23 protein-coding genes are annotated in these 19,761 nt (G+C 37.2%); 22 read left to right on the plus strand and 1 reads right to left on the minus strand.

Features of this window, described 5'->3' with window-relative positions; translation table 11 throughout:
• Window positions 1-8 precede the first annotated feature (8 nt).
• The 17 genes from acear_RS02895 to mobA all read left to right on the plus strand — a co-directional run bounded on the left by acear_RS02895 (window position 9) and on the right by mobA (window position 15,784).
• A complete protein-coding gene (locus acear_RS02895) occupies window positions 9-935 on the plus strand; it encodes an RnfABCDGE type electron transport complex subunit D (protein ID WP_013277523.1) in 927 nt (308 codons plus the stop codon).
• Window positions 935-1,483, plus strand: coding sequence for an RnfABCDGE type electron transport complex subunit G (locus acear_RS02900; protein ID WP_013277524.1), 549 nt, complete (start codon window positions 935-937; stop codon window positions 1,481-1,483). The genes acear_RS02895 and acear_RS02900 overlap by 1 nt, the downstream gene beginning before the upstream one ends.
• A gap of 2 nt (window positions 1,484-1,485) precedes the next feature.
• On the plus strand, window positions 1,486-2,076 hold the full coding sequence (gene rsxE / locus acear_RS02905; protein WP_013277525.1) for an electron transport complex subunit RsxE: 591 nt from the start codon (window positions 1,486-1,488) through the stop codon (window positions 2,074-2,076).
• A gap of 37 nt (window positions 2,077-2,113) precedes the next feature.
• Complete coding sequence (gene rsxA, locus acear_RS02910) at window positions 2,114-2,692, plus strand: electron transport complex subunit RsxA (RefSeq protein ID WP_013277526.1); 579 nt, start codon at window positions 2,114-2,116, stop codon at window positions 2,690-2,692.
• A gap of 60 nt (window positions 2,693-2,752) precedes the next feature.
• A complete protein-coding gene (locus acear_RS02915) occupies window positions 2,753-4,024 on the plus strand; it encodes an RnfABCDGE type electron transport complex subunit B (protein WP_013277527.1) in 1,272 nt (423 codons plus the stop codon).
• Window positions 4,025-4,234: 210 nt separating this feature from the next.
• Window positions 4,235-4,939, plus strand: coding sequence for a ubiquinone/menaquinone biosynthesis methyltransferase (locus tag acear_RS02920; RefSeq protein WP_013277528.1), 705 nt, complete (start codon window positions 4,235-4,237; stop codon window positions 4,937-4,939).
• Between the two features lie 45 nt (window positions 4,940-4,984).
• Complete coding sequence (locus acear_RS02925) at window positions 4,985-5,992, plus strand: polyprenyl synthetase family protein (protein ID WP_013277529.1); 1,008 nt, start codon at window positions 4,985-4,987, stop codon at window positions 5,990-5,992.
• A 42-nt stretch (window positions 5,993-6,034) separates the two neighbouring features.
• On the plus strand, window positions 6,035-7,318 hold the full coding sequence (gene hemA / locus acear_RS02930; RefSeq protein WP_013277530.1) for a glutamyl-tRNA reductase: 1,284 nt from the start codon (window positions 6,035-6,037) through the stop codon (window positions 7,316-7,318).
• 100 nt (window positions 7,319-7,418) lie between these two features.
• Window positions 7,419-8,084, plus strand: a complete 666-nt coding sequence (locus acear_RS02935) for a precorrin-2 dehydrogenase/sirohydrochlorin ferrochelatase family protein (protein ID WP_013277531.1) — start codon at window positions 7,419-7,421, stop codon at window positions 8,082-8,084.
• Window positions 8,074-9,018, plus strand: coding sequence for a hydroxymethylbilane synthase (hemC, locus tag acear_RS02940; protein WP_013277532.1), 945 nt, complete (start codon window positions 8,074-8,076; stop codon window positions 9,016-9,018). Before acear_RS02935 ends, hemC begins: the two co-directional genes overlap by 11 nt.
• The gene (gene cobA / locus acear_RS02945; protein ID WP_013277533.1) at window positions 9,018-10,523 is read left to right on the plus strand and encodes a uroporphyrinogen-III C-methyltransferase; all 1,506 of its coding nucleotides are present in this window, start codon (window positions 9,018-9,020) and stop codon (window positions 10,521-10,523) included. Before hemC ends, cobA begins: the two co-directional genes overlap by 1 nt.
• Before the next feature lie 91 nt (window positions 10,524-10,614).
• Window positions 10,615-11,592, plus strand: a complete 978-nt coding sequence (hemB, locus tag acear_RS02950; RefSeq protein ID WP_013277534.1) for a porphobilinogen synthase — start codon at window positions 10,615-10,617, stop codon at window positions 11,590-11,592.
• A gap of 35 nt (window positions 11,593-11,627) precedes the next feature.
• Window positions 11,628-12,095 (plus strand): siroheme decarboxylase subunit alpha, encoded by a 468-nt coding sequence (ahbA, locus tag acear_RS02955; protein WP_013277535.1) that lies wholly within the window; start codon window positions 11,628-11,630, stop codon window positions 12,093-12,095.
• The gene (gene ahbB / locus acear_RS02960) at window positions 12,095-12,580 is read left to right on the plus strand and encodes a siroheme decarboxylase subunit beta (protein ID WP_013277536.1); all 486 of its coding nucleotides are present in this window, start codon (window positions 12,095-12,097) and stop codon (window positions 12,578-12,580) included. The genes ahbA and ahbB overlap by 1 nt, the downstream gene beginning before the upstream one ends.
• 29 nt (window positions 12,581-12,609) lie before the next feature.
• Window positions 12,610-13,905 carry a glutamate-1-semialdehyde 2,1-aminomutase gene (gene hemL / locus acear_RS02965; protein WP_041667474.1) on the plus strand — a complete coding sequence of 432 codons (1,296 nt, stop codon included), beginning with the start codon at window positions 12,610-12,612 and terminating at the stop codon, window positions 13,903-13,905.
• A 231-nt stretch (window positions 13,906-14,136) separates the two neighbouring features.
• Window positions 14,137-15,162 carry an FAD:protein FMN transferase gene (locus acear_RS02970; RefSeq protein ID WP_013277538.1) on the plus strand — a complete coding sequence of 342 codons (1,026 nt, stop codon included), beginning with the start codon at window positions 14,137-14,139 and terminating at the stop codon, window positions 15,160-15,162.
• Window positions 15,163-15,175: 13 nt separating this feature from the next.
• Window positions 15,176-15,784 carry a molybdenum cofactor guanylyltransferase gene (gene mobA, locus acear_RS02975; RefSeq protein WP_013277539.1) on the plus strand — a complete coding sequence of 203 codons (609 nt, stop codon included), beginning with the start codon at window positions 15,176-15,178 and terminating at the stop codon, window positions 15,782-15,784.
• Window positions 15,785-15,844: 60 nt separating this feature from the next.
• On the opposite strand, the gene acear_RS02980 is transcribed toward mobA, so the two are convergent.
• The gene (locus acear_RS02980) at window positions 15,845-16,078 is read right to left on the minus strand and encodes a hypothetical protein (RefSeq protein ID WP_013277540.1); all 234 of its coding nucleotides are present in this window, start codon (window positions 16,076-16,078) and stop codon (window positions 15,845-15,847) included.
• Between the two features lie 175 nt (window positions 16,079-16,253).
• Between acear_RS02980 and mobB the strand changes: the two genes are divergently transcribed.
• From mobB to acear_RS03005, 5 genes are read left to right on the plus strand one after another with little or no spacing between them, the layout of a single operon-like run.
• Window positions 16,254-16,748: a molybdopterin-guanine dinucleotide biosynthesis protein B gene (mobB, locus tag acear_RS02985; protein ID WP_013277541.1), complete on the plus strand. Its 495-nt coding sequence runs from the start codon at window positions 16,254-16,256 to the stop codon at window positions 16,746-16,748.
• Between the two features lie 59 nt (window positions 16,749-16,807).
• Complete coding sequence (locus acear_RS02990) at window positions 16,808-17,335, plus strand: Gx transporter family protein (protein ID WP_013277542.1); 528 nt, start codon at window positions 16,808-16,810, stop codon at window positions 17,333-17,335.
• Window positions 17,336-17,386: 51 nt separating this feature from the next.
• A complete protein-coding gene (locus tag acear_RS02995; protein WP_013277543.1) occupies window positions 17,387-17,962 on the plus strand; it encodes a Maf family protein in 576 nt (191 codons plus the stop codon).
• A gap of 21 nt (window positions 17,963-17,983) precedes the next feature.
• On the plus strand, window positions 17,984-18,673 hold the full coding sequence (gene radC / locus acear_RS03000; protein ID WP_013277544.1) for a RadC family protein: 690 nt from the start codon (window positions 17,984-17,986) through the stop codon (window positions 18,671-18,673).
• A gap of 25 nt (window positions 18,674-18,698) precedes the next feature.
• Entirely contained in the window at window positions 18,699-19,745 is a 1,047-nt protein-coding gene (locus acear_RS03005; RefSeq protein WP_013277545.1) for a rod shape-determining protein, read from the plus strand.
• Window positions 19,746-19,761: the final 16 nt, after the last annotated feature.

Below are 19,761 nucleotides of genomic sequence, written 5' to 3' on the forward strand. Positions count from 1 at the left end.
GGTTACGGATGAGTAATAAGAGAGATCTGGTAGTAACATCTTCTCCACATGTTAGTGATGATGATTCGGTATCTAAAATTATGTATAATGTAGTTTTAGCTTTGATGCCGGCAACTATTTTGGCTGTAAGAACCTTTGGATTACATGCTTTATGGGTTATTCTAACCTGTTGTGTAACTGCTTTGGCCGGTGAAGCTGCAGTTCAGAGAATGCGAGGGGTTCAGGTAACGATTCAAGATGGCAGTGCTTTAGTAACCGGTTTATTATTAGCACTAAGTCTACCGCCGGGACTACCTTTGTGGATGGCAGTAGTTGGTACCTTGGTAGCGATTATATTAGGTAAACAGATTTTTGGCGGTTTAGGTTATAATTACTTTAACCCTGCTCTACTTGGTCGAGCATTCTTATTGGCTTCCTTTCCAGTAATGATGACTAACTGGCAGAAGCCCTTTGTTGATGCTCAGGCTCAGGCGACACCTTTGAACTTAATGAAGATGCAGGGAGAGGCTACTCCTTATTATGATCTTTTCATGGGAACAATCAGCGGTTCCTTAGGTGAGGTTTCGGCTTTAGCAGTCTTGCTGGGAGGTCTTTATTTATTATATAAAGGCTATATTGACTGGCGTATTCCGCTCAGTTATCTAGGTACTATTGCTGTCTTTATGACTATTTTAGGTGAGGATCCTGTCTTTCATCTGTTAGCAGGTAGTGTATTGATAGGTGCCTTCTTCTATGCAACTGATATGGTTACAACGCCGATTACTAAGAAAGGACGCTGGATTTTTGGAGTTGGCGCCGGAATTCTGTTAGTCTTAATTAGAATCTTTGGCGGTTATCCAGAAGGAGTTTTATATTCAATTCTATTGATGAATATGTGTGTACCAATTATCGATAGATATACTGTCCCATCGGTCTTTGGGGAGGTGACTGAGTAATGGCACAAGATGATCCTAAAGTAAAGATGATTATTGTTTTAACAAGCATTATGATTGTTTCAGCAGCAGTATTAACAGGTATCTTTGTGTTTACTAAGCCTAAAATTGAAGCACACAAAGTACAGGCTAAGAAAGAAGCTATTCTAGAGGTTTTACCTGGATCTGAAGAGTATAAAACAGTTAATAAGAATGGCTTAGAGCTCTATAAAGGCTATGATGAGAATGGTAATTTAGTAGGAACAGCTATTCAGACGGAAGGGTCAGGATTTCAGAGTGTTATAAAATTGATGTTAGGTCTTGATTTAGAAAATGATAAAATATTAGCAGTTAAAGTCTTAAGCCATAAGGAAACCCCTGGTCTAGGAGCTAGAATGACAGAACCCTGGTTTCAAGATCAGTTTAAGGAGAAAGAGTTTTCCGATGAATTTAAGGCAAAGGAAGATGTAGAAGCAATTGCTGGTTCGACAATTTCTAGTCAGTCAGTTGCTGATATTATTGAAAATACAATTGAAAAAGTTGAGTCTGCTACAGAGGGTGGAGGTGAATAATCATGGCAGAATTGATTAAAGACTTCACAAGAGGCTTATGGGCTGAAAATCCAGTCTGGGTTTTATTATTAGGAATGTGTCCTACTTTAGCAGTAACGACTACTGCAGTTAATGGTTTTGCTATGGGTTTGGCTACTAGTTTTGTACTTTTAGGGGGCGGAATTGTAAATTCGCTGCTTCGTAATATTATTCCGGATAAAGTACGGATTCCCAGTTATATTGTAGTAATTGCTACCTTTGTAACTATTGCTGATTATGTAATGGCAGCCTATGTGCCTAATATTCATAGTTTTTTAGGGCTGTTTATTCCTTTAATTGTCTGTAACTGTTTAATTTTAGGGCGTTCAGAGGCGTTTGCTGGTAAAAATCCTGTTCATAGATCAGCTATTGATGCATTAGGTATGGGGGTTGGTTTTACCTGGGCCTTAACTTTATTAGGAATTATTAGAGAAGTCTTTGGTTTTGGCAGTGTCTTTGGAATTCAAATCTTTGGTGATTGGTTTACTCCCTGGATTATTATGGTGCTGCCGGGTGGAGCTTTTATTACTTTAGGATTAGTGTTAGGTTTATTTAATTTGATTAAAAGTAAATAATCCTAGTTTGATTTAGATAAAAGGAGGTTAAGCGAGTATGGAACTCTTACTGTTATTTGTAGGGGCTGCTATTACTAATAACTTTATTCTAGCTAGATTCTTAGGTATCTGTCCATTTATAGGTGTATCCAAAGAGGTGCCGACTGCTTTCAGTATGGGAATGGCCACTACCTTTGTATTAACGACTTCCGCTATGGTAGTCTGGGCTGTACAGAACTTAATTTTAGTTCCCTTTCATCTGGAATTTATGCAGTATGTATCCTTTATTTTAATTATTGCTTCCTTTGTTCAGTTAACCGAGATGGCTATCAGAAAGATCAGTGAACCGCTATATAAGACACTGGGTATCTTCTTGCCATTAATTACAACTAACTGTGCAATTTTAGGTATGGCTTTATTGATTCCTTTAAAGGGATATAGTTTTATTGAAAGTACAGTATTTGGCTTTGGCGCCGGTGCTGGTTTTACATTAGCAATGGTATTAATGGCCGGAATGCGGGAAAACTTAGAGTTTGCTGATGTACCTGAACCGCTGCAGGGAGCTCCAATAACTTTGATTATTGCCGGACTAATGGCTATTGCCTTTATGGGCTTTTCCGGTATGCTTTCTATGTAAGAATATCTGACTATAGATATTGTTAAATTATTTTATCGTTTATACGGAGGTGAAGATTCAGTGGATTTAAGTCTATTTAAAGTATCAATTCCAAGTATGGGAGTTATGGGGGCTATTTTTGCTGGTGGATTAGCAATTGCATCATCTAAATTAGCAGTAGAAGTAGATCCTAGAATAGAAGAGATTGAAGAGGTGCTGCCTGGTGCTAATTGTGGTGCCTGTGGAGAGCCGGGCTGTAGTAGTTTTGCTGAAGCAGTAGTAAATGGTAATGCTGAAATAAATGGCTGTCCAGTAGGCGGCAGTGAAGTAGCAGGTGAAATTGCAGAAATCATGGGAGTTGAAAGCGGCGATTCAGTACGTAGAATTGCTACATTGCTCTGTAAAGGCGGAGATGAAGAAACCTTTGCCCGCTCTGAATATCGCGGAATTGAAAGCTGTAAAGCAGCTGATATTGCAGGTGGTGGAAATAAATCCTGTGTCTACGGCTGTTTAGGCTTTGGTGATTGTGAAGCTGTCTGTTCGTTTGATGCTATTAAGATGAATGAGAATGGACTTCCGGAAGTTATTGCTGATGAATGTACCGGCTGTGGAAACTGTGTGGAGGAATGTCCTAAAGGCTTATTTACTTTAGTAGAAGAGGGCCAGGAAGTATTTATCCACTGTAGTTCTCATAGTGGAGGCAAGGATGTAAAAGAGGCCTGCAAAACAGGCTGCATAGGATGTGGAGTCTGTGAGACGAAGTGTCCAGTAGATGCTATAACTATCGAAGATAATCTGGCAGTTATAGATTATGAAGAATGTATTAATTGTGGAGTCTGTGCCGAGGCTTGCCCGATGGATACTATCGAAGCACCTAAAGCTAAAGATCAGGTGTCAGCAGTAGATGAAACAGAAGAGACAGATACTGGGGATGACAGAGAATGTAGTATCTACATTACCGAAGAATGTGTTGGCTGTGGGGTCTGTGTAGAAGAATGTCCAGTAGATGCCATAAGTAGTGAGGATGGCGAGATTCATAACATAGATCCAGAAGTCTGTATCGAATGTGAAAACTGTGTTGAAGTCTGTCCCACTGATGCAATTCAGTCTAAAGAAGGAGAAACAGAAGAAGCTGAGAAAACAAATAGTAATGATGCTGCCGAGGAAGATGATCATGAATGCAGTATCTACATTACTGAAGAATGTGTCGGCTGCGGTGTTTGCGTAGAAGAATGTCCAGTAGATGCCATAAGCGGTGAGGACGGAGAGATTCATAATATAGATCCAGAAGTCTGTATTGAGTGTGAAAACTGTGTTGAAGTCTGTCCTACAGAGGCTATCGAAACTGAATAATTAATATAAAAAATTAGAGGGCTTATAACCCCTCTAATTTTTTATTAAAATAATTAGTCAAAGATGAAGGAAATTAATGCTATATAAAGAACAAACCTAGATAATAAATATATCTATTTAGAAAATAAATGTTAAATTAAGCATTAAGATATGAAATTTTGAGCAGAATGTATTATAATAATTAAATAGGAAAGGTTTAAGGTGTAGATTATGAATAAAGAAAATCGTGTTTATAAAATATTCCAATCTATAGCTTTAAAGTATGATTTAATGAATAAATTGATGTCCTTTGGACTTGATAACCGCTGGCGTCGTTTAGTTGCCAAGCAAGCAGCTTTAAAACCGGGAGATAAGGTATTAGATGTAGGAGGGGGAACCGGTAGATTAAGTTTGGAATTAGCTAAATTATTGAATGATAACGGTTCAGTTGTCTGTATGGACTTTAGTGAAAATATGTTACAGAAGGCTGAAAAAGATTTAAAGGATCATCGATGTTATGATCGGCTTGAATTTAAGGTTGATAATGCTATGGATATTTCATTTGCAGCTAATACCTTTGATGCTGTAACCAGTGCCTGGGTATTAAGAAATGTTGATGATATTTCGCAGGTATTAGCAGAGATGAAACGGGTAGTAAAGCCAGGAGGAAGAGTAGTTTCTTTAGATTTAGCTAAACCAAAGTCAGAATTATATAATAGTTTATATTCTTTTTATTTAGCTAAGATCATACCAGTAATCGGCCGATTGATTTATGGCCAATCTGATCCTTATGAGTACCTTTATGATTCATGGAAATATTTTCCTAATCAGGAGCAGCTAGCCAAGAAATTCAGAGATGTGGGATTAATCAATGTAGATTATTATGAACTAATGGGAGGAGTTCTGGCTATTCATGTTGGCCAAATGCCTTCCTAATCTTCAATTATTTCTGCATAATTTTAATATAGAGCGGGTGAAAAAATGATTAAATTTGAGTTGATGCCATCAATTAATAAGGATTTAAAACAGGTTGAGCAGAAATTAAAAGAGGTTACTGAAACAAAATTCAGTTTATTATATCGAATCTCTAACCGACTATTAAATGCAGGTGGAAAGCGCTTAAGACCATTATTAGTCTTATTATCTGGAAAATTAAATGATCATTCAGCCCAAGATTTGATTTCAATTGGTGCTTCAGTAGAATTACTGCATATGGCAACCTTAATTCATGATGATGTAATTGATAATTCGCTGCATCGCCGAAGCGAAAATACAATCAATCAGGATTGGGGGAATAAGGTAGCTGTTTTAAGCGGAGATTTACTCTATACTCAGGCGCTTAAGTTATTAGTTGAACATGGTAATGATGAAATAGTTAATTATATGCTGGATATTGTAGGTTTAATCTGTGAAGGTGAAGCTAAACAGGCGGTAACCAACCATGATCTGAATCAGGATATGAAGGACTATATTAATAAAATAACTAAAAAGACTGCTTTATTGATTGGGGCTAGCTGTAAATTAGGAGCAATGGTTTCCCAGGTTGATGCAAAGAAAGCAGCTGCTATGGAGAGTTATGGTAAGAATTTAGGTATTGCTTTTCAGATTATAAATGATTTAAATGATATTGTAGCTGATAAAGAAGAGCTGGGCAAAGAGCCAGGAGATGACCTGCGTCAAGGTACTCTAACTTTGCCGGTTTTATATGCTTTGGATAACTCAATAAAGAAAGAATTTTTAAAGAAAGTTATTATCAGCCGTAATAATTCCCAAGCAGAAATAAAAAAAGCCATCGGTATCTTGAAGAATTCAGGCGCAATAAAACATTCAATTGAGATTAGTCGGGATTATATTAATCAGGCGTTGGATACTTTAACTCTATTTTCTGATTCACCAGCCAAAAATGCTCTGCAATTAATTACTCAAACTGTAATTAATTCTTACAAAGGACTTGAACCATTGGAAACAGGGATTAAGATCAATAATTAAATAATTTATTATTTAGGTTTCAAGATTAAGGGGGCAATAACTATGACTATTGTTGCCATGGGTTTAAATCATAAAACCGCTCCTGTAGAGATACGGGAACAGATTTCTTTTACTTCACAGGAAAAAGAAGATGCTTTAAATATTATTGGCAATCAGAATAAAATTTCAGAAGGGATATTATTAGCTACTTGTAATCGAACAGAAGTCTATGTTATAAGTTCTAATCAAGAAACCGGAATTGAATTTATTCTGGAACTGTTGAGTCAGTTTTCAACTTTAGATCAGAGTGAGTTATCTGAATATTTATATACTTATTCTGATTTGGATGCTGTTACTCATCTTTATAAAGTAGCATCAGGGCTAGATTCTATGGTATTAGGAGAAGAACAGATTTTAGGTCAGATAAAGGAAGCCTTTGAGTTAGCTAAAGATCAGGATACAATAGATACTATTTTACATCATTTATTTACTGAGGCACTGAAAGTAGGAAAAAGAGCACGGAGTGAGACATCTATCAATGATAATGCTGCTTCTGTTAGTTATGCTGCTGTTGAATTGGCCAACAAAATATTTGGTAGTCTAGATAGGAAGCGAGTTTTGATTTTAGGAACGGGAGAAATGAGTAAATTAACTTTAAAGAATTTAGTAGACCACGGTGTTGAAGATATAGTAGTAGCTAACCGCACCTTTTCTAAGGCTCAGAACTTGGCTTTAGAATTTGATGGTCAGGCAATTAGATGGAAAGAAATTGAAGATTGGCTGAATCAGATAGATATAGTTATTAGTTCTACAGCAGCACCGCATTATGTAATTAGATATGATATGATAGAAAAAATCCTCCCGAATAGAGACCATAAACCTTTATTCTTTATTGATATTGCTGTACCACGAGATATAGAACCTGAGATTCATAATTTACCCAATGTTTATGCTTATAATATTGATGATTTAGAATCAGTAGTTAATGCTAACCTCAAAGAGAGAGAGAAAGCTATTAAGTTTGTGAAGCGGATTATTAAACAAGAGGTTACAGCATTTGATAAGTGGCGAAATTCCAGGAATGCAGTTCCAATTATCAAATCTTTACGTAAACAAGCTGAAGAGATTAGACAGGAAGAATTACAGCGGGCTTTTGCTAAATTGGATGATATTGGTGAGGAAGAAAAGAATATAGTCAAGAGTTTAACCCATAAAATTGTTAATAAACTGCTGCATAATCCTACTGTTCAGGTAAAAGAGTTTGCAAATATCGAAGAAAGCCAGCTCTATCTTGAGGCAGTGAGTGAATTATTTTGTTTAAATAGTAAGGAGAATGAGCAAATGTGATCCGGGCTGATCTCCTCTTTAAGATTACTTTTTTTGGAAGGAAATTATTTAATTATCTAGAATATGTTAGTAGGGAATTAATAGATTAAGGAGAGATAACATGGCAGAGTATTATCCATTAGCCTTGGATTTGGCCACTAAAGAAGTATTAGTAGTCGGAGGAGGAGCAGTAGCTGAAAGAAAGGTACAGTCTTTACTGGATGCTGAAGCAGAAGTTACAATTATTAGTCCAGGATTAACTTCTAAGCTTAAAAGACAGGCTGAAGAAGGTTTGATTTCTTATGAAGATAGAGTTTATCAATCATCTGATATAGATGGTAAATTCTTAGTAATTGGAGCTACAGATGATTCTGAAGTTAATGAACAGATAGCTAAGGATGCTTTAGCCTGTAATTTGTTGGTTAATGTTGTAGATCAGCCGGAGCTTTCTAATTTTAATGTACCGGCAGTTATCAGGGAGGGCTCCCTATGTTTAAGTATTTCAACTGATGGTAAGAGTCCTGCTTTATCCGGTAGAATTAGAAGAGAACTAGAAGAAGAGTTTGGTCCTGAATATGGAGAGTTTCTGGATTTAATGGGCAGGTTAAGGAGTGAAGTTATTTCTAAAGTAGATGATATTCAAGAAAGAAGAAGTATCTTTAAAGAGTTGGCCTATTCAGAGGCTATTGAATATATTAAATCAGAAGATTATCAGAAGGTAGAGAAGCTGCTTGATAGTATTTTACCAGAGGATATTAATCTTAAGGAGGTAGCAAATGAAGGGTAATAAAGTAATTATCGGAACTAGAAGTAGTGATTTGGCTGTAGGGCAGGCGGAGATAGTAGCTGAAATGTTGGGGAAGGCTGTTTCAGAGTATGAGTTTGAGTTAGAGAAGATCAAGACTAAAGGAGATAAGATCTTAGATAGTCCATTATCACAGGTAGGCGGTAAGGGATTATTTATTAAAGAATTAGAAGTTTCTTTGCTAGAAGAAGAAATAGATTTAGCAGTCCATAGTATGAAGGATATGCCAGCAGAGCTGCCGGAAGGTTTAGCAGTCCTTGGTTTTCCAGAGCGGGTGGATTCTAGGGATGCTTTAGTATCTAATGGCGATCGTAATCTTGATGAGCTGCCAACCGGTGCTCGAATTGGAACCGGAAGTCTGCGGCGAACTTCACAGCTGTTGAATTATCGACCTGATTTGGAGGTAGTACCGATTAGAGGAAATATTAATACTAGGCTGGAGAAGTTGACAGCTGAAGAACTGAATTTAGATGCGATTGTACTGGCTGCAGCCGGCTTAATCAGAATGGGCTGGAAAGATAAAATTACTGAATATTTAGATGATGAAGTTATGCTGCCTGCAGCTGGCCAGGGGGCTTTAGCTATTGAAGCCAGAGAAGATGATGAAGAGATTAAGACATTGATTAATAAGATAGATGATCAAAGAACCCGTTATATTCTTCAGGCAGAACGGGGATTTTTGGAACGATTAGATGGCGATTGTCAAGTGCCGATTGGTGCTTTAGCCGAGATAGAAGGAGAAGAGATTACGCTGGAAGGTATGGTAGCTACACTGGATGGACAGAAACATCTCCGTGATCAGATCACAGGTTCTGTTGGAGAAGCTGAAGAATTAGGAATAGAACTAGCTGAAGAGTTAATTGCTAAAGGAGCAGAGAAGATTCTACAACAGGCAAGACAGGAGACTGATAAATAATGACAAACGGGAAAGTATTCTTAGTTGGTGCTGGTCCTGGAGATCCAAAGTTGATTACTGTTAAGGGCTTAGAAGCTATTAAAGAGGCCGATGTATTAGTCTATGATTATTTAGCCAGTGAACAGTTATTGGCTAAGGCCTCTGATGATGTAGAAAAAATTTATGTTGGTAAAAAAGCTGGAAATCATACTTATACGCAAGAAGAGATTAATAACATAATTGTTAAGAAGACTAAAAACGGTAAAGTAGTTACCCGTCTTAAAGGCGGCGATCCATTTATATTTGGCAGAGGAGGAGAAGAAGCAGAGTATCTACAGGAGAATGGAGTTAAATTCGAGATTGTTCCAGGTATTACTTCTCCAATTGCAGTACCTGCTTATGCAGGGATTCCCTTGACTCACCGTGATTTTAATTCTTCCGTCTCTTTTGTAACCGGCCATGAAGATCCTGATAAAGAGGAATCCAGCCTGGATTGGGAAAAGCTTGCAACAGCTACCGGTACGATTGTCTTCTTGATGGGGGTAGGTAATCTAGCAAAGAATGTAGCTAAGTTAAAAGAACATGGACGTGATCCTGAAACGCCGGCTGCCCTAATCCGTTGGGGTACCAAACCGGAACAGGAGACAGTTTCTGGTACTTTAGATAATATAGTTGAGAGGGTAGAAGAAGCTGGTCTGAAACCGCCGGCAATTACTATTGTTGGTGAAGTTGTAGAGCTTAGGGATAAGTTGAAGTGGTTTGATAATAAACCGTTATTCGGTAAAAGGATCTTAGTAACTAGATCCCGCACTCAGGCTAGCAGCCTATCGAAGAAGTTATATGAATTAGGCGGTCAACCTGTGGAATGTCCAGCTATTAAGATAGTACCTCCTAAAGATTTAGAGCCGTTGGATCAGGCTTTAATGGAGGCAGATGAATATGATTGGGCTGTCTTTACCAGTGTTAATGGAGTTAAATCAGTAGTTAACCGTTTAAAAGAGCTTGACCGGGATGTACGGGCTTTTGGCGATGCTAAAATCTGTGCTATCGGCTCTAAGACTGCAGCTGAACTGGAAAACTGGGGCTTAAAAGTTGATTATGTTCCTGATAAGTATGTTGCGGAATCGATTCTTGCTGGTTTAGATAATGATCTAACCGGACAGAAATTCTTATTACCCCGTTCAGATATTTCTCGTTCAGCTCTGCCAGAGGGATTAAAGGATAGAGGAGCTGAAGTGAATAATGTAACTGCCTATAGAACAGTGACTGGTGAAGGAAATGAGGAAGCTTTGGAGTTAATAGATAAGGGAGAAGTAGATATTATAACCTTTACTAGTTCCTCTACTGTTCGTAACTTCATCAAGATGTTAGGTGACCGAGACTATAATAAATTACTGGCCGATGTAACTATTGCCTGTATTGGACCGATAACTGCTGGAACCGCTGAAGAATTTGGTTTAGAAGTAGATATTATAGCTGAAGAATATACCATTGATGGTTTAGTAGAAGCGGTGTTAAATAAATAGTATGAAGAAGAAGTGAATAGTGAAGAAACAAGAGAGTTTATAGATGATGAGGTTAAAGGATATAGGATAAGTATTAGGGAGAGTGAGTAGAATGTTTTCGGAATTAATAAAACGTCCAAGGAGATTGAGAAATGATAATCTTCGTGATTTGGTTAGAGAGACTGGATTAAGTATTGAGGATTTAATTTACCCATTATTTGTAGTTAATGGAGAAAATATTAAAGAAGAAATACCTTCAATGCCGGGGAATTACCACTGGTCTCTGGATTTAGTAGTAGAAGAGATTGATAGATTGGTTGAGTTAGGTATTAAAGCAGTTATTTTATTTGGAGTTCCTGAGTCCAAGGATGAAAGGGGCTCTACAGCTTGGGCTGAGGATGGAATTGTTCAGCGGGCCTGCCGAAGGATTAAAGAGGAGTATTCTGATCTATTAGTGATCACTGATGTCTGCCTCTGCCAATATACAGACCATGGTCATTGTGGTGTATTAGAAGATGGTCGAGTTAAGAATGATCCGACGTTAGAGCTATTGACCAAGGTGGCTGTTTCCCATGTAGAGGCTGGAGCTGATATGGTAGCTCCATCAGATATGATGGACGGCAGAGTTGGAGCTATTCGCCAGGCTTTAGATGACAGTGGCTTTAATAATACTCCGATTATGGCCTATTCAGCCAAGTATGCTTCCAGTTTTTATGGTCCCTTTAGAGATGCTGCCCATTCAGCTCCAGATGAAGGAGACCGGTGTTCTTATCAGATGGACCCCGGCAACAGTAGAGAAGCAGTCAAAGAGGCTGCTCTGGATATTGAAGAAGGCGCTGATATTGTAATGGTGAAGCCAGCCCTCTCTTATCTGGATATTATTCAAAAGATTAAGGAAGAATTTAATTATCCAGTAGCAGCTTATAATGTTAGTGGAGAATTTTCATTAGTCAAGGCAGCAGCTGAAAAGGGCTGGGTTAATGAACAAGAAGTTGTTTTAGAGATGATGCTTAGTATGAAGCGGGCTGGAGCAGATTTAATTTTAACTTATTTTGCTAAGGATATAGCTTGCTGGCTAAAGGAGAAATAGACTGATGAGTTGAGCATCAGGGGGGTAAGAAATTATTGGATGAAATAGATAAGAAGCTGTTAAACTTAACACAGCATAGATTTCCGATTACTCCAAGGCCTTACAGGGAGATTGGAAAAGAGATTGGAATTGGAGCTAAGGAAGTGATTAACCGATTACAGTCCCTAAAAGAAGAGGGCTATATCCGCAGGATCGGTGGTATTTTCAATTCTAAAAAATTAGGTTATGTCAGCACTCTAGCCGCCTGTAAAGTAAAGGAAGATAAATATTATGAAATAGCTGAAGTAATTAATCAGTATCGAGGAGTGACACATAATTATCGACGTAACCATGAGTTTAATCTCTGGTTTACTTTAATTGCTCCTTCCCAGAAAAAATTGAACGAGCAGTTAGAAGAGATCCATCAAATAGATGGACTTGAAGTTTTAAGAAATCTTCCTGCTAAACGTTTCTTTAAATTAGGTGTAAAGCTCGACCTTGAACAGGATAAGGAGGAGTCATGATGCCAGTTCAGCTTAGTGAATTGGATAAAGCTATTATTAGAGAGGTGCAGGAAGAACTGTCGTTAGAAGAACGTCCCTACCAACAGATTGCTGAAAGGATCGGTATCAGTGAAGAAGAATTACTGGAAAGATTAGAGGTACTAAAAGAGAGAGGACAGCTTAGGCGAATGGGAGTTATTCTCTATCACCGCAGATTAGGATATTCAGCTAATGGCATGGGGGCCTGGGTTGTACCGGAAGAAAAGAGAGAAGAGATAGGTGGATTAATGGCAGGTTATGATGAAATCAGTCATGTTTATGAACGGCCCACTTATCCTGATTGGCCTTATAGTCTCTTTAGTATGATTCACTGTCGGAATAGGGAACAGGTAGAAAGAATAGCTGCGGATATTTCACAGAAGACAGGGATTGAAGATTATATTATTCTATATAGTACGGAGGAATTAAAGAAGGTCAGCATGAAGTACTTTTGTGAAGAAGAGTAATGATAATAGATGGAGGTGAAGATAAAATTATGAGTTTTAGTAAGTCAAAAGAATTATTTGCAGATGCTAAAGAGGTAATACCAGGTGGAGTCAATAGTCCAGTTAGGGCTTTTAGTGCAGTAGATGCTGAACCGGTATTTATTGAGGAGGCTAAAGGTTCGAAGCTGTATGATGCAGACGGCAATGAATATATTGATTATGTCGGCTCCTGGGGACCGATGATCGTCGGTCATGGACATCCACAGGTAGTCGAGACTGTTCAACAAGAAGCAGCAAAGGGAACTAGCTTTGGAACACCGACTAAGCTGGAGACAGAGATGGCTGAGTTAGTTGTGGATGCTGTTCCTTCGATTGAGAAGGTGCGGATGGTTAATTCCGGTACTGAAGCAACAATGAGCGCTCTGCGCCTGGCCCGCGGTTATACTGGTAAGGATAAGATTATTAAGTTAACCGGTTGTTATCATGGCCATGGAGACAGTCTTTTAATTGATGCCGGCTCTGGAGTGACTACCTTAGGAATTCCCGGCAGTCCCGGTGTTCCGGAAAGTATTGCTCAGGAAACAATTGCTGCTCCTTATAATGACTTAGAAGCTATTGAAGAGATCTTTGTTGAATATGGTGATAATATTGCAGCAGTTATTTTAGAACCAGTTACCGGCAATATGGGGGTTATTGAACCTAAAGAGGGTTATTTAGAAGGTCTGCGTGAGATTACAGATGAGTATGAATCGCTGTTAGTCTTCGATGAGGTAATGACCGGCTTTAGAGTTGCTTACGGAGGAGTTCAAGAGCGATATGGAGTAACTCCTGACTTAACCTGTTTAGGTAAGATTATCGGCGGAGGCCTTCCTGTTGGAGCTTACGGCGGTAAAGAGGAGATTATGGATCATATTGCTCCCGATGGTCCGGTTTATCAGGCTGGAACTCTATCCGGAAATCCTTTAGCCATGGCAGCCGGGATAGAGACTTTGAAATTATTACAGGAGCCTGGAGTTTATGAAGAATTAGAAGAGAAGTCTGCTAAGCTAACAGCAGGGTTTAAGGATAATTTAAATGATCTCGATTTACCCTACTGTCAATCCAGAGTTGGGGCTATGTTCAGTCTCTTCTTTACAGATCAGAAAGTAGTTGATTATTCTACTGTTCAGACCTGTGATACTGAAGCCTTTAGTTTATATTTTAGAAAGATGTTAGAAGAAGGAGTTTATTTAGGCTGTTCACAGTTTGAGGCTGGTTTCATGTCTCTAGCCCATACTGATAAAGATATAGAGAAGACTATTGAAGCTAATTATAATGCTCTAAAAGCTGTTAAGGAAAATCTATAAAAGAAGCTGCTTGAATAGATGATTTTTAGCTCCATAATGTACTTAGTGATTGGGAGAAAATTATAGAAGGCAATATAAAGTGTGATTGTGAAAGTTAGAATACTAACCTCGCAGTATCATGATGCTGCGAGGTTAGTATTCTAATTATATATTTGTAATATTTTATTCTAAGTGATAAAATCATATTTAAGTTTTGATGATTTAAATTATTTATGTGGTAGGTGGAAATTAATGCAGCAGAAAAAAAAGATAGGTTTAAGCTTAATTATTCTTTTAATTTTATTAGTAGGAACTATAACATCATTTAAAATTATTTCTTCTCCCCCAGAATATGAAACTAAAGAATTCTTAATGGACACTATGGTTTCGCTAACAGTAACCGGTAATGAAGCTAAAGAAGCAGGGCAAGCAGCTGTGAAGGCTATGCGTCAGACTGCTGATGAGGCTACTAGATATAATGAGAATAGTATTATTAGTAGGATTAATAATGGAGCAGGGAATAAACCGGTTGAGGTTACTGATGATCTTTTAGTTATGATCAAAACAGCTAAAGAGTATGGAAGATTAACAGATGGAAAGTTTGATATTACTGTTGCTCCAGTGATTGATTTATGGAATTTTAAAGCTGAAGACCCTGCAGTACCTTCAGATAATAAGATAGAACGAAGACTTGATTTAGTTAATTATAAAGAGATTAATATTAATGAAGATAAAAGGACAGTGATGCTGGCAGAACCAGGAATGAAGCTTGATTTGGGTGGTGTTGCTAAAGGATATATAGTTGATCAAGCAGCAGAGGTCTTAAAAAAGTTTGATATTGAATCAGCTTTAATCAATGCTGGAGGTAATATTAGAACTATTGGAACTAAACCCAATGGAGATAAGTGGCGGATAGGAATCAGGAATCCGAGAGATACCAGTAAAGATTCAGAGGATAATTATTCAAATATAATTGGAATTAAAGAGACTAATGTAGTGACTTCTGGTGATTATGAACGGTACTTTATGGAAGAAGGACGTCGGTATCATCATATATTGGATCCAAATACTGGATATCCGGCCCGAGGGTTGGCTAGTGTAACTATAGTTGCTGATTCATCATTTAAGGCAGATATTCTTTCAACAGCTTTATTTATTTTAGGTTTTGATGAAGCTAAAGCTTATATTCAAGAAGATGATAGTATAGAAGGAATGTTAATAACTACTGATCTTAATAAATGGCAGAGTGAAGGCTTTAAAAAGTTAATTGTTGATTAAAGGGAGGTATATTATGTCAGCTATAATACTTGCTGGTGGTTTAAGCTCTAGAATGGAAGGGGCAAATAAACCCTTAATGGAGTTTGGAGATACTACAATGATTGGCCGAATAGTAGATAATTTAAAGTCTATCTTTTCTGAAGTATTGATAGTAACTAAAAACCAGGAATTATATCAGGATTACGATGCAGAAATAGTACTGGATAAGTTTGAACATCAAGGTCCTTTAAGCGGAATCCATGCTGGATTAGAGGCTAGTAGGACAGAGAATAATTTTATAGTTTCCTGTGATATGCCTTTTTTAAATTTAGATTTAATAAGGTATATGTTAAATCAGTCAGTAGAAGATATACTTGTGCCTAGGGTAGAGGGCCACTTAGAACCATTACATGCAGTTTATAGTAAGCAATGTCTCCCTAAAATTGAAAAAGCAGTTAGAAGAGAAAAATTTAAGATTATAGAGTTTTGGGAGTGGGATGATGTAGATGTCAGATATATAGAGCAGACTGAAGTTGAGAGATTTGACCCGAACTTATATACTTTTTTTAATATTAATACACGAAAAGATTATAGACAAGCATTAGAAATATTGACTAAAATGAATAAAGAAGAACTTGACTAAGAGTACCCATAAAAAACTGCGTCTAAAATAGCTTAGACGCAGTTTTTTATGGGAAATTAGTTATTTTTTATCTAAAGCAGTTTGAATTTTATCTATTTCCTGTTCTATCATCTGCAGTTCTCTTTCATAATTATCTCGAGTATTCCCTGGCAGATGATGGCCGGCATTTTTAAGGGTGAACTCCATTTCTTCTTTAACCTCATCATATAAGTCTTGTTTCTTTTCTAACAGCTCCCTTAACTCTTTTTTGGATAAATCTTCAAGTGATTCTTCTAATCCGTCTTTTAGATCCATCTTAATTCCCTCCTGTAAATCTTTTTTTCTTCATTCATTATAAAATACCTGCTTATCAAGGATAAATTAACAATTTTATTAAATACTTTATTAAATTTTACACAGGAATTTACTTTAGACATAGAGAAGTTCATTATGTAATCCTTAGTTTAGAATCTTAATAGGTGGTGGTATAATGTTACCAGTAGTTTCAATTGTCGGTAATTCAGGTTCAGGAAAGACTACTTTTTTAGAGAGGCTTATTCCCGAAATGAAGGCTAGAGGATATAAAGTAGCAACAATTAAACATGATGCCCATAACTTTAAAATAGATAAGCCTGGTAAGGATAGCTGGCAGCATCGAAAAGCAGGCGCTCAAACAGTTATTCTGTCTTCACAGACTAAGATGGCTATGATTAAAGAATTAGACCAGGAGATTGGTTTAGATACTTTAGTTCAGAATTATATAAATAATAAGGATATTGATTTAGTAATAACTGAAGGATATAAGACCGGTGATAAACCAAAAATTGAAATCTTTCGGCCGGCTAAGTTTGATCAGCCTCTATTTGCTAAGGAAGATAGTAATGTCTTAACTATTATCAGAAATAATGAAGATGTTGAAGGAGGTTTTTTGGTTAGCCAACTAATAAAAGCTGCTGATTTAATAGAAGAAGAGGTACTAAAGTAATTGAATTGATTATAATTATTATTTAGATTTTCTGTTATAATAAAGAAAGAAGGTAAAATATGACTGAAGTTAAGACTTATCTTTATTTAGCTTTACTTTCTGCTATAGCAGTTGTGCTTCATTTAGTTGAAACTTTAATTCCTATGTCAGTTATTATACCAGGAGCTAAACTGGGTCTGGCTAATGCGATGGTCTTATTGGCTTTAGTTTTATTTGGTTATCAAGCTGGAATTAAGGTTTTGCTGCTGCGGATTATTATTTCATCATTTCTGTTAGGAACTTTTATGACTATTAATTTCTATTTGAGTTTAGCCGGTGGTCTTTTAAGCTTTGGAATAATGTTAATACTTCATAAATATTTGGGTGATAAGTTTAGTTTAGTTGGAATCAGTTTAGCAGGAGCTATTGTTCATAATGTTGGGCAGATTATGACTGCTTATTTGATTATAGATAACTGGGGGATATTTTATTATTTGCCTTATCTACTATTCTTTTCCCTACCCACAGGAATATTTATCGGATTAACTGTGATTTATCTAGAAGAACATTTGAGGTTAAATTTTAAATTAAACCAGGAATTTAATTAAAGATAACGAATTGATTACAATGATAGCAGATTATCAGTTGGAGGGGTCTTGATGGCGAAGATAGTATTGGCTTCGGCTTCGCCTAGAAGAAGCCAGTTGTTGGACCAGATTGGAGTAGAATTTATTGTTCAGCCCAGTAGTGTAGATGAGAGTAAGTTTGATGGACAAGCTGCTATAAATTTAGTTCAACAGTTAGCAGCTGCTAAAAGTAGAGATGTAGCTAATAAGTTGGATAAGGGTTTAGTAATTGGGGCTGATACTGTCGTTGTTCATCACGGCCAGGTTTTAGGGAAGCCTGAATCTGATGATGAAGCCTATGCAATGTTATCTAAATTAAGCGGTAGCTGTCATCAAGTAATTACTGGATTAGCAGTTATAGATATTGAAAATTCTACAACGAGGATAGATTATAAGATAACTGAAGTAGAGATGAGAGAGTTTAGTGGACAAGAGATTTCAGACTATATTTCTACTGGCGAACCTATGGATAAAGCAGGCGGATATGGTATCCAAGAGAGAGGGGCCATTTTTGTAACAGGAATTAAAGGGTCCTATACTAATGTTGTTGGGCTACCGGTAACAAAGCTGGTTATGATCTGTAAAGACTTGGGATATCAAATAGTCTGAAAGAGGCTGGTGAGGACTAAAGTGGATTATAATTTAACAATTAAGGATCTACCGAAAGAAGAACGGCCAAGAGAGAAGCTCTGTAAGTTTGGTACTAAGGCTATGTCTACAGCTGAATTGTTGGCTTTAATTATTAGAACCGGGAGTCAGAGCGATACTGCTATAGAATTAGCCAATAAGTTATTGACTCATACAGGTGGTTTGAAGTTTATAGGTGATTTGAGTGTAGAAGAACTGCAGGAAGTAAAAGGGGTGGGATTAGCAAAAGCAGCTCAGATTAGTGCTACTGTAGAGTTAGGGCGGCGGATTAGATTGGCTAATCAAGAGACTAAAGAGATAATAACTTCTCCTCAAGATGTGGCTAATCTATTGTTAGCAAGACTGTCCTTTCTTGAAAAAGAACATTTTGTAACTTTACTGTTAAATACTAAAAATGAGATCATTTCAATCGAGGATATTTCTATTGGAAGTTTAAGTAATTCGATAGTCCATCCTCGTGAAGTATTTAAGCCTGCTATTAGGCGCAGCAGTGCAGCAGTAATTCTGGCCCATAATCATCCTAGCGGTAATCCGGAACCGAGTAAAGAAGATATTGATATTACTCAACGAATAAAGAAAGCAGGAAAGATACTAGGAATTGAAGTTTTAGATCATTTAGTTATTGGGAATAAAGATTATATTAGTCTTAAAGAAAAAGGATACTTTAAATAAGTTTGGCAGAAAGGGGAAAAGAATAATGGTACTGGACTTTTTAACTGCACCATTTTCACGAGATATGGGAATTGATTTAGGAACTGCTAATACATTGGTCTATGTAAAAGGTAAAGGGGTTTTAATTACTGAACCTTCTGTAGTAGCTATTAGAAAGGATAGTAATGAGGTTTTAAAAGTTGGAGAAGATGCCAAAGATATGATTGGGCGAACTCCTGGTAATATAGTAGCTATTCGTCCCATGAAGGATGGAGTTATTGCTAATTTTGAAATTACTGAAAAGATGTTGCGACATTTTATTACTAAAGCACATAAACGGAGAAGACTGGTTAGACCGAGAATTATTGTCTGTGTACCTTCTGGTGTAACAGAAGTAGAAAAAAGAGCGGTAATTGATGCTGCCTTGCAGGCGGGAGCCAGAGAAGCTTATTTAATTGAGGAGCCAATGGCGGCAGCTATAGGTGCTGGTTTACCTGTTGATGAACCAACCGGAAATATGGTAGTTGATATCGGCGGTGGTACTACAGAGGTTGCAGTTATTTCATTAGGTGGAATTGTTACTAAGAAGTCTATCCGGGTTGGCGGTGATGAGATGGATGAAGCGATTGTAAACCATATTAAGAGTAAATATAATTTAACGATAGGGGAAAGAACAGCCGAATCAGTTAAGATGGATATCGGATCGGTTTATTCTGTTGAGGAAGGAGAGGAGGAAGAAATAGATATTAGAGGACGGGATTTAGTTAATGGTCTTCCCAAGACAATTACAGTAACTTCTAATGAAATTATAGAGGCTCTAGAAGAACCTGTTTTTAATATCGTTAAAGCAGTTACAGATACCTTGGAGAGGACACCACCGGAATTATCAGCAGATATTATGGATCGCGGTATTATTATGGCCGGTGGAGGTGCTTTATTGACCGGTCTAGATCAGCTGTTATGTGAGGAAACAGGTATGCCGGTCTATTTAGCTGAAGATCCGCTCCACTGTGTTGTAGAAGGAACTAGTAAAGTATTGGATGAGTTGAATAGCTTACGAGATGTTTTAATTAGCCCTAAACGTCTATCCTAGTAGTAATTTAAAGCAG

This window comes from Acetohalobium arabaticum DSM 5501 (assembly GCF_000144695.1).
GTDB lineage: Bacteria > Bacillota > Halanaerobiia > Halobacteroidales > Acetohalobiaceae > Acetohalobium > Acetohalobium arabaticum.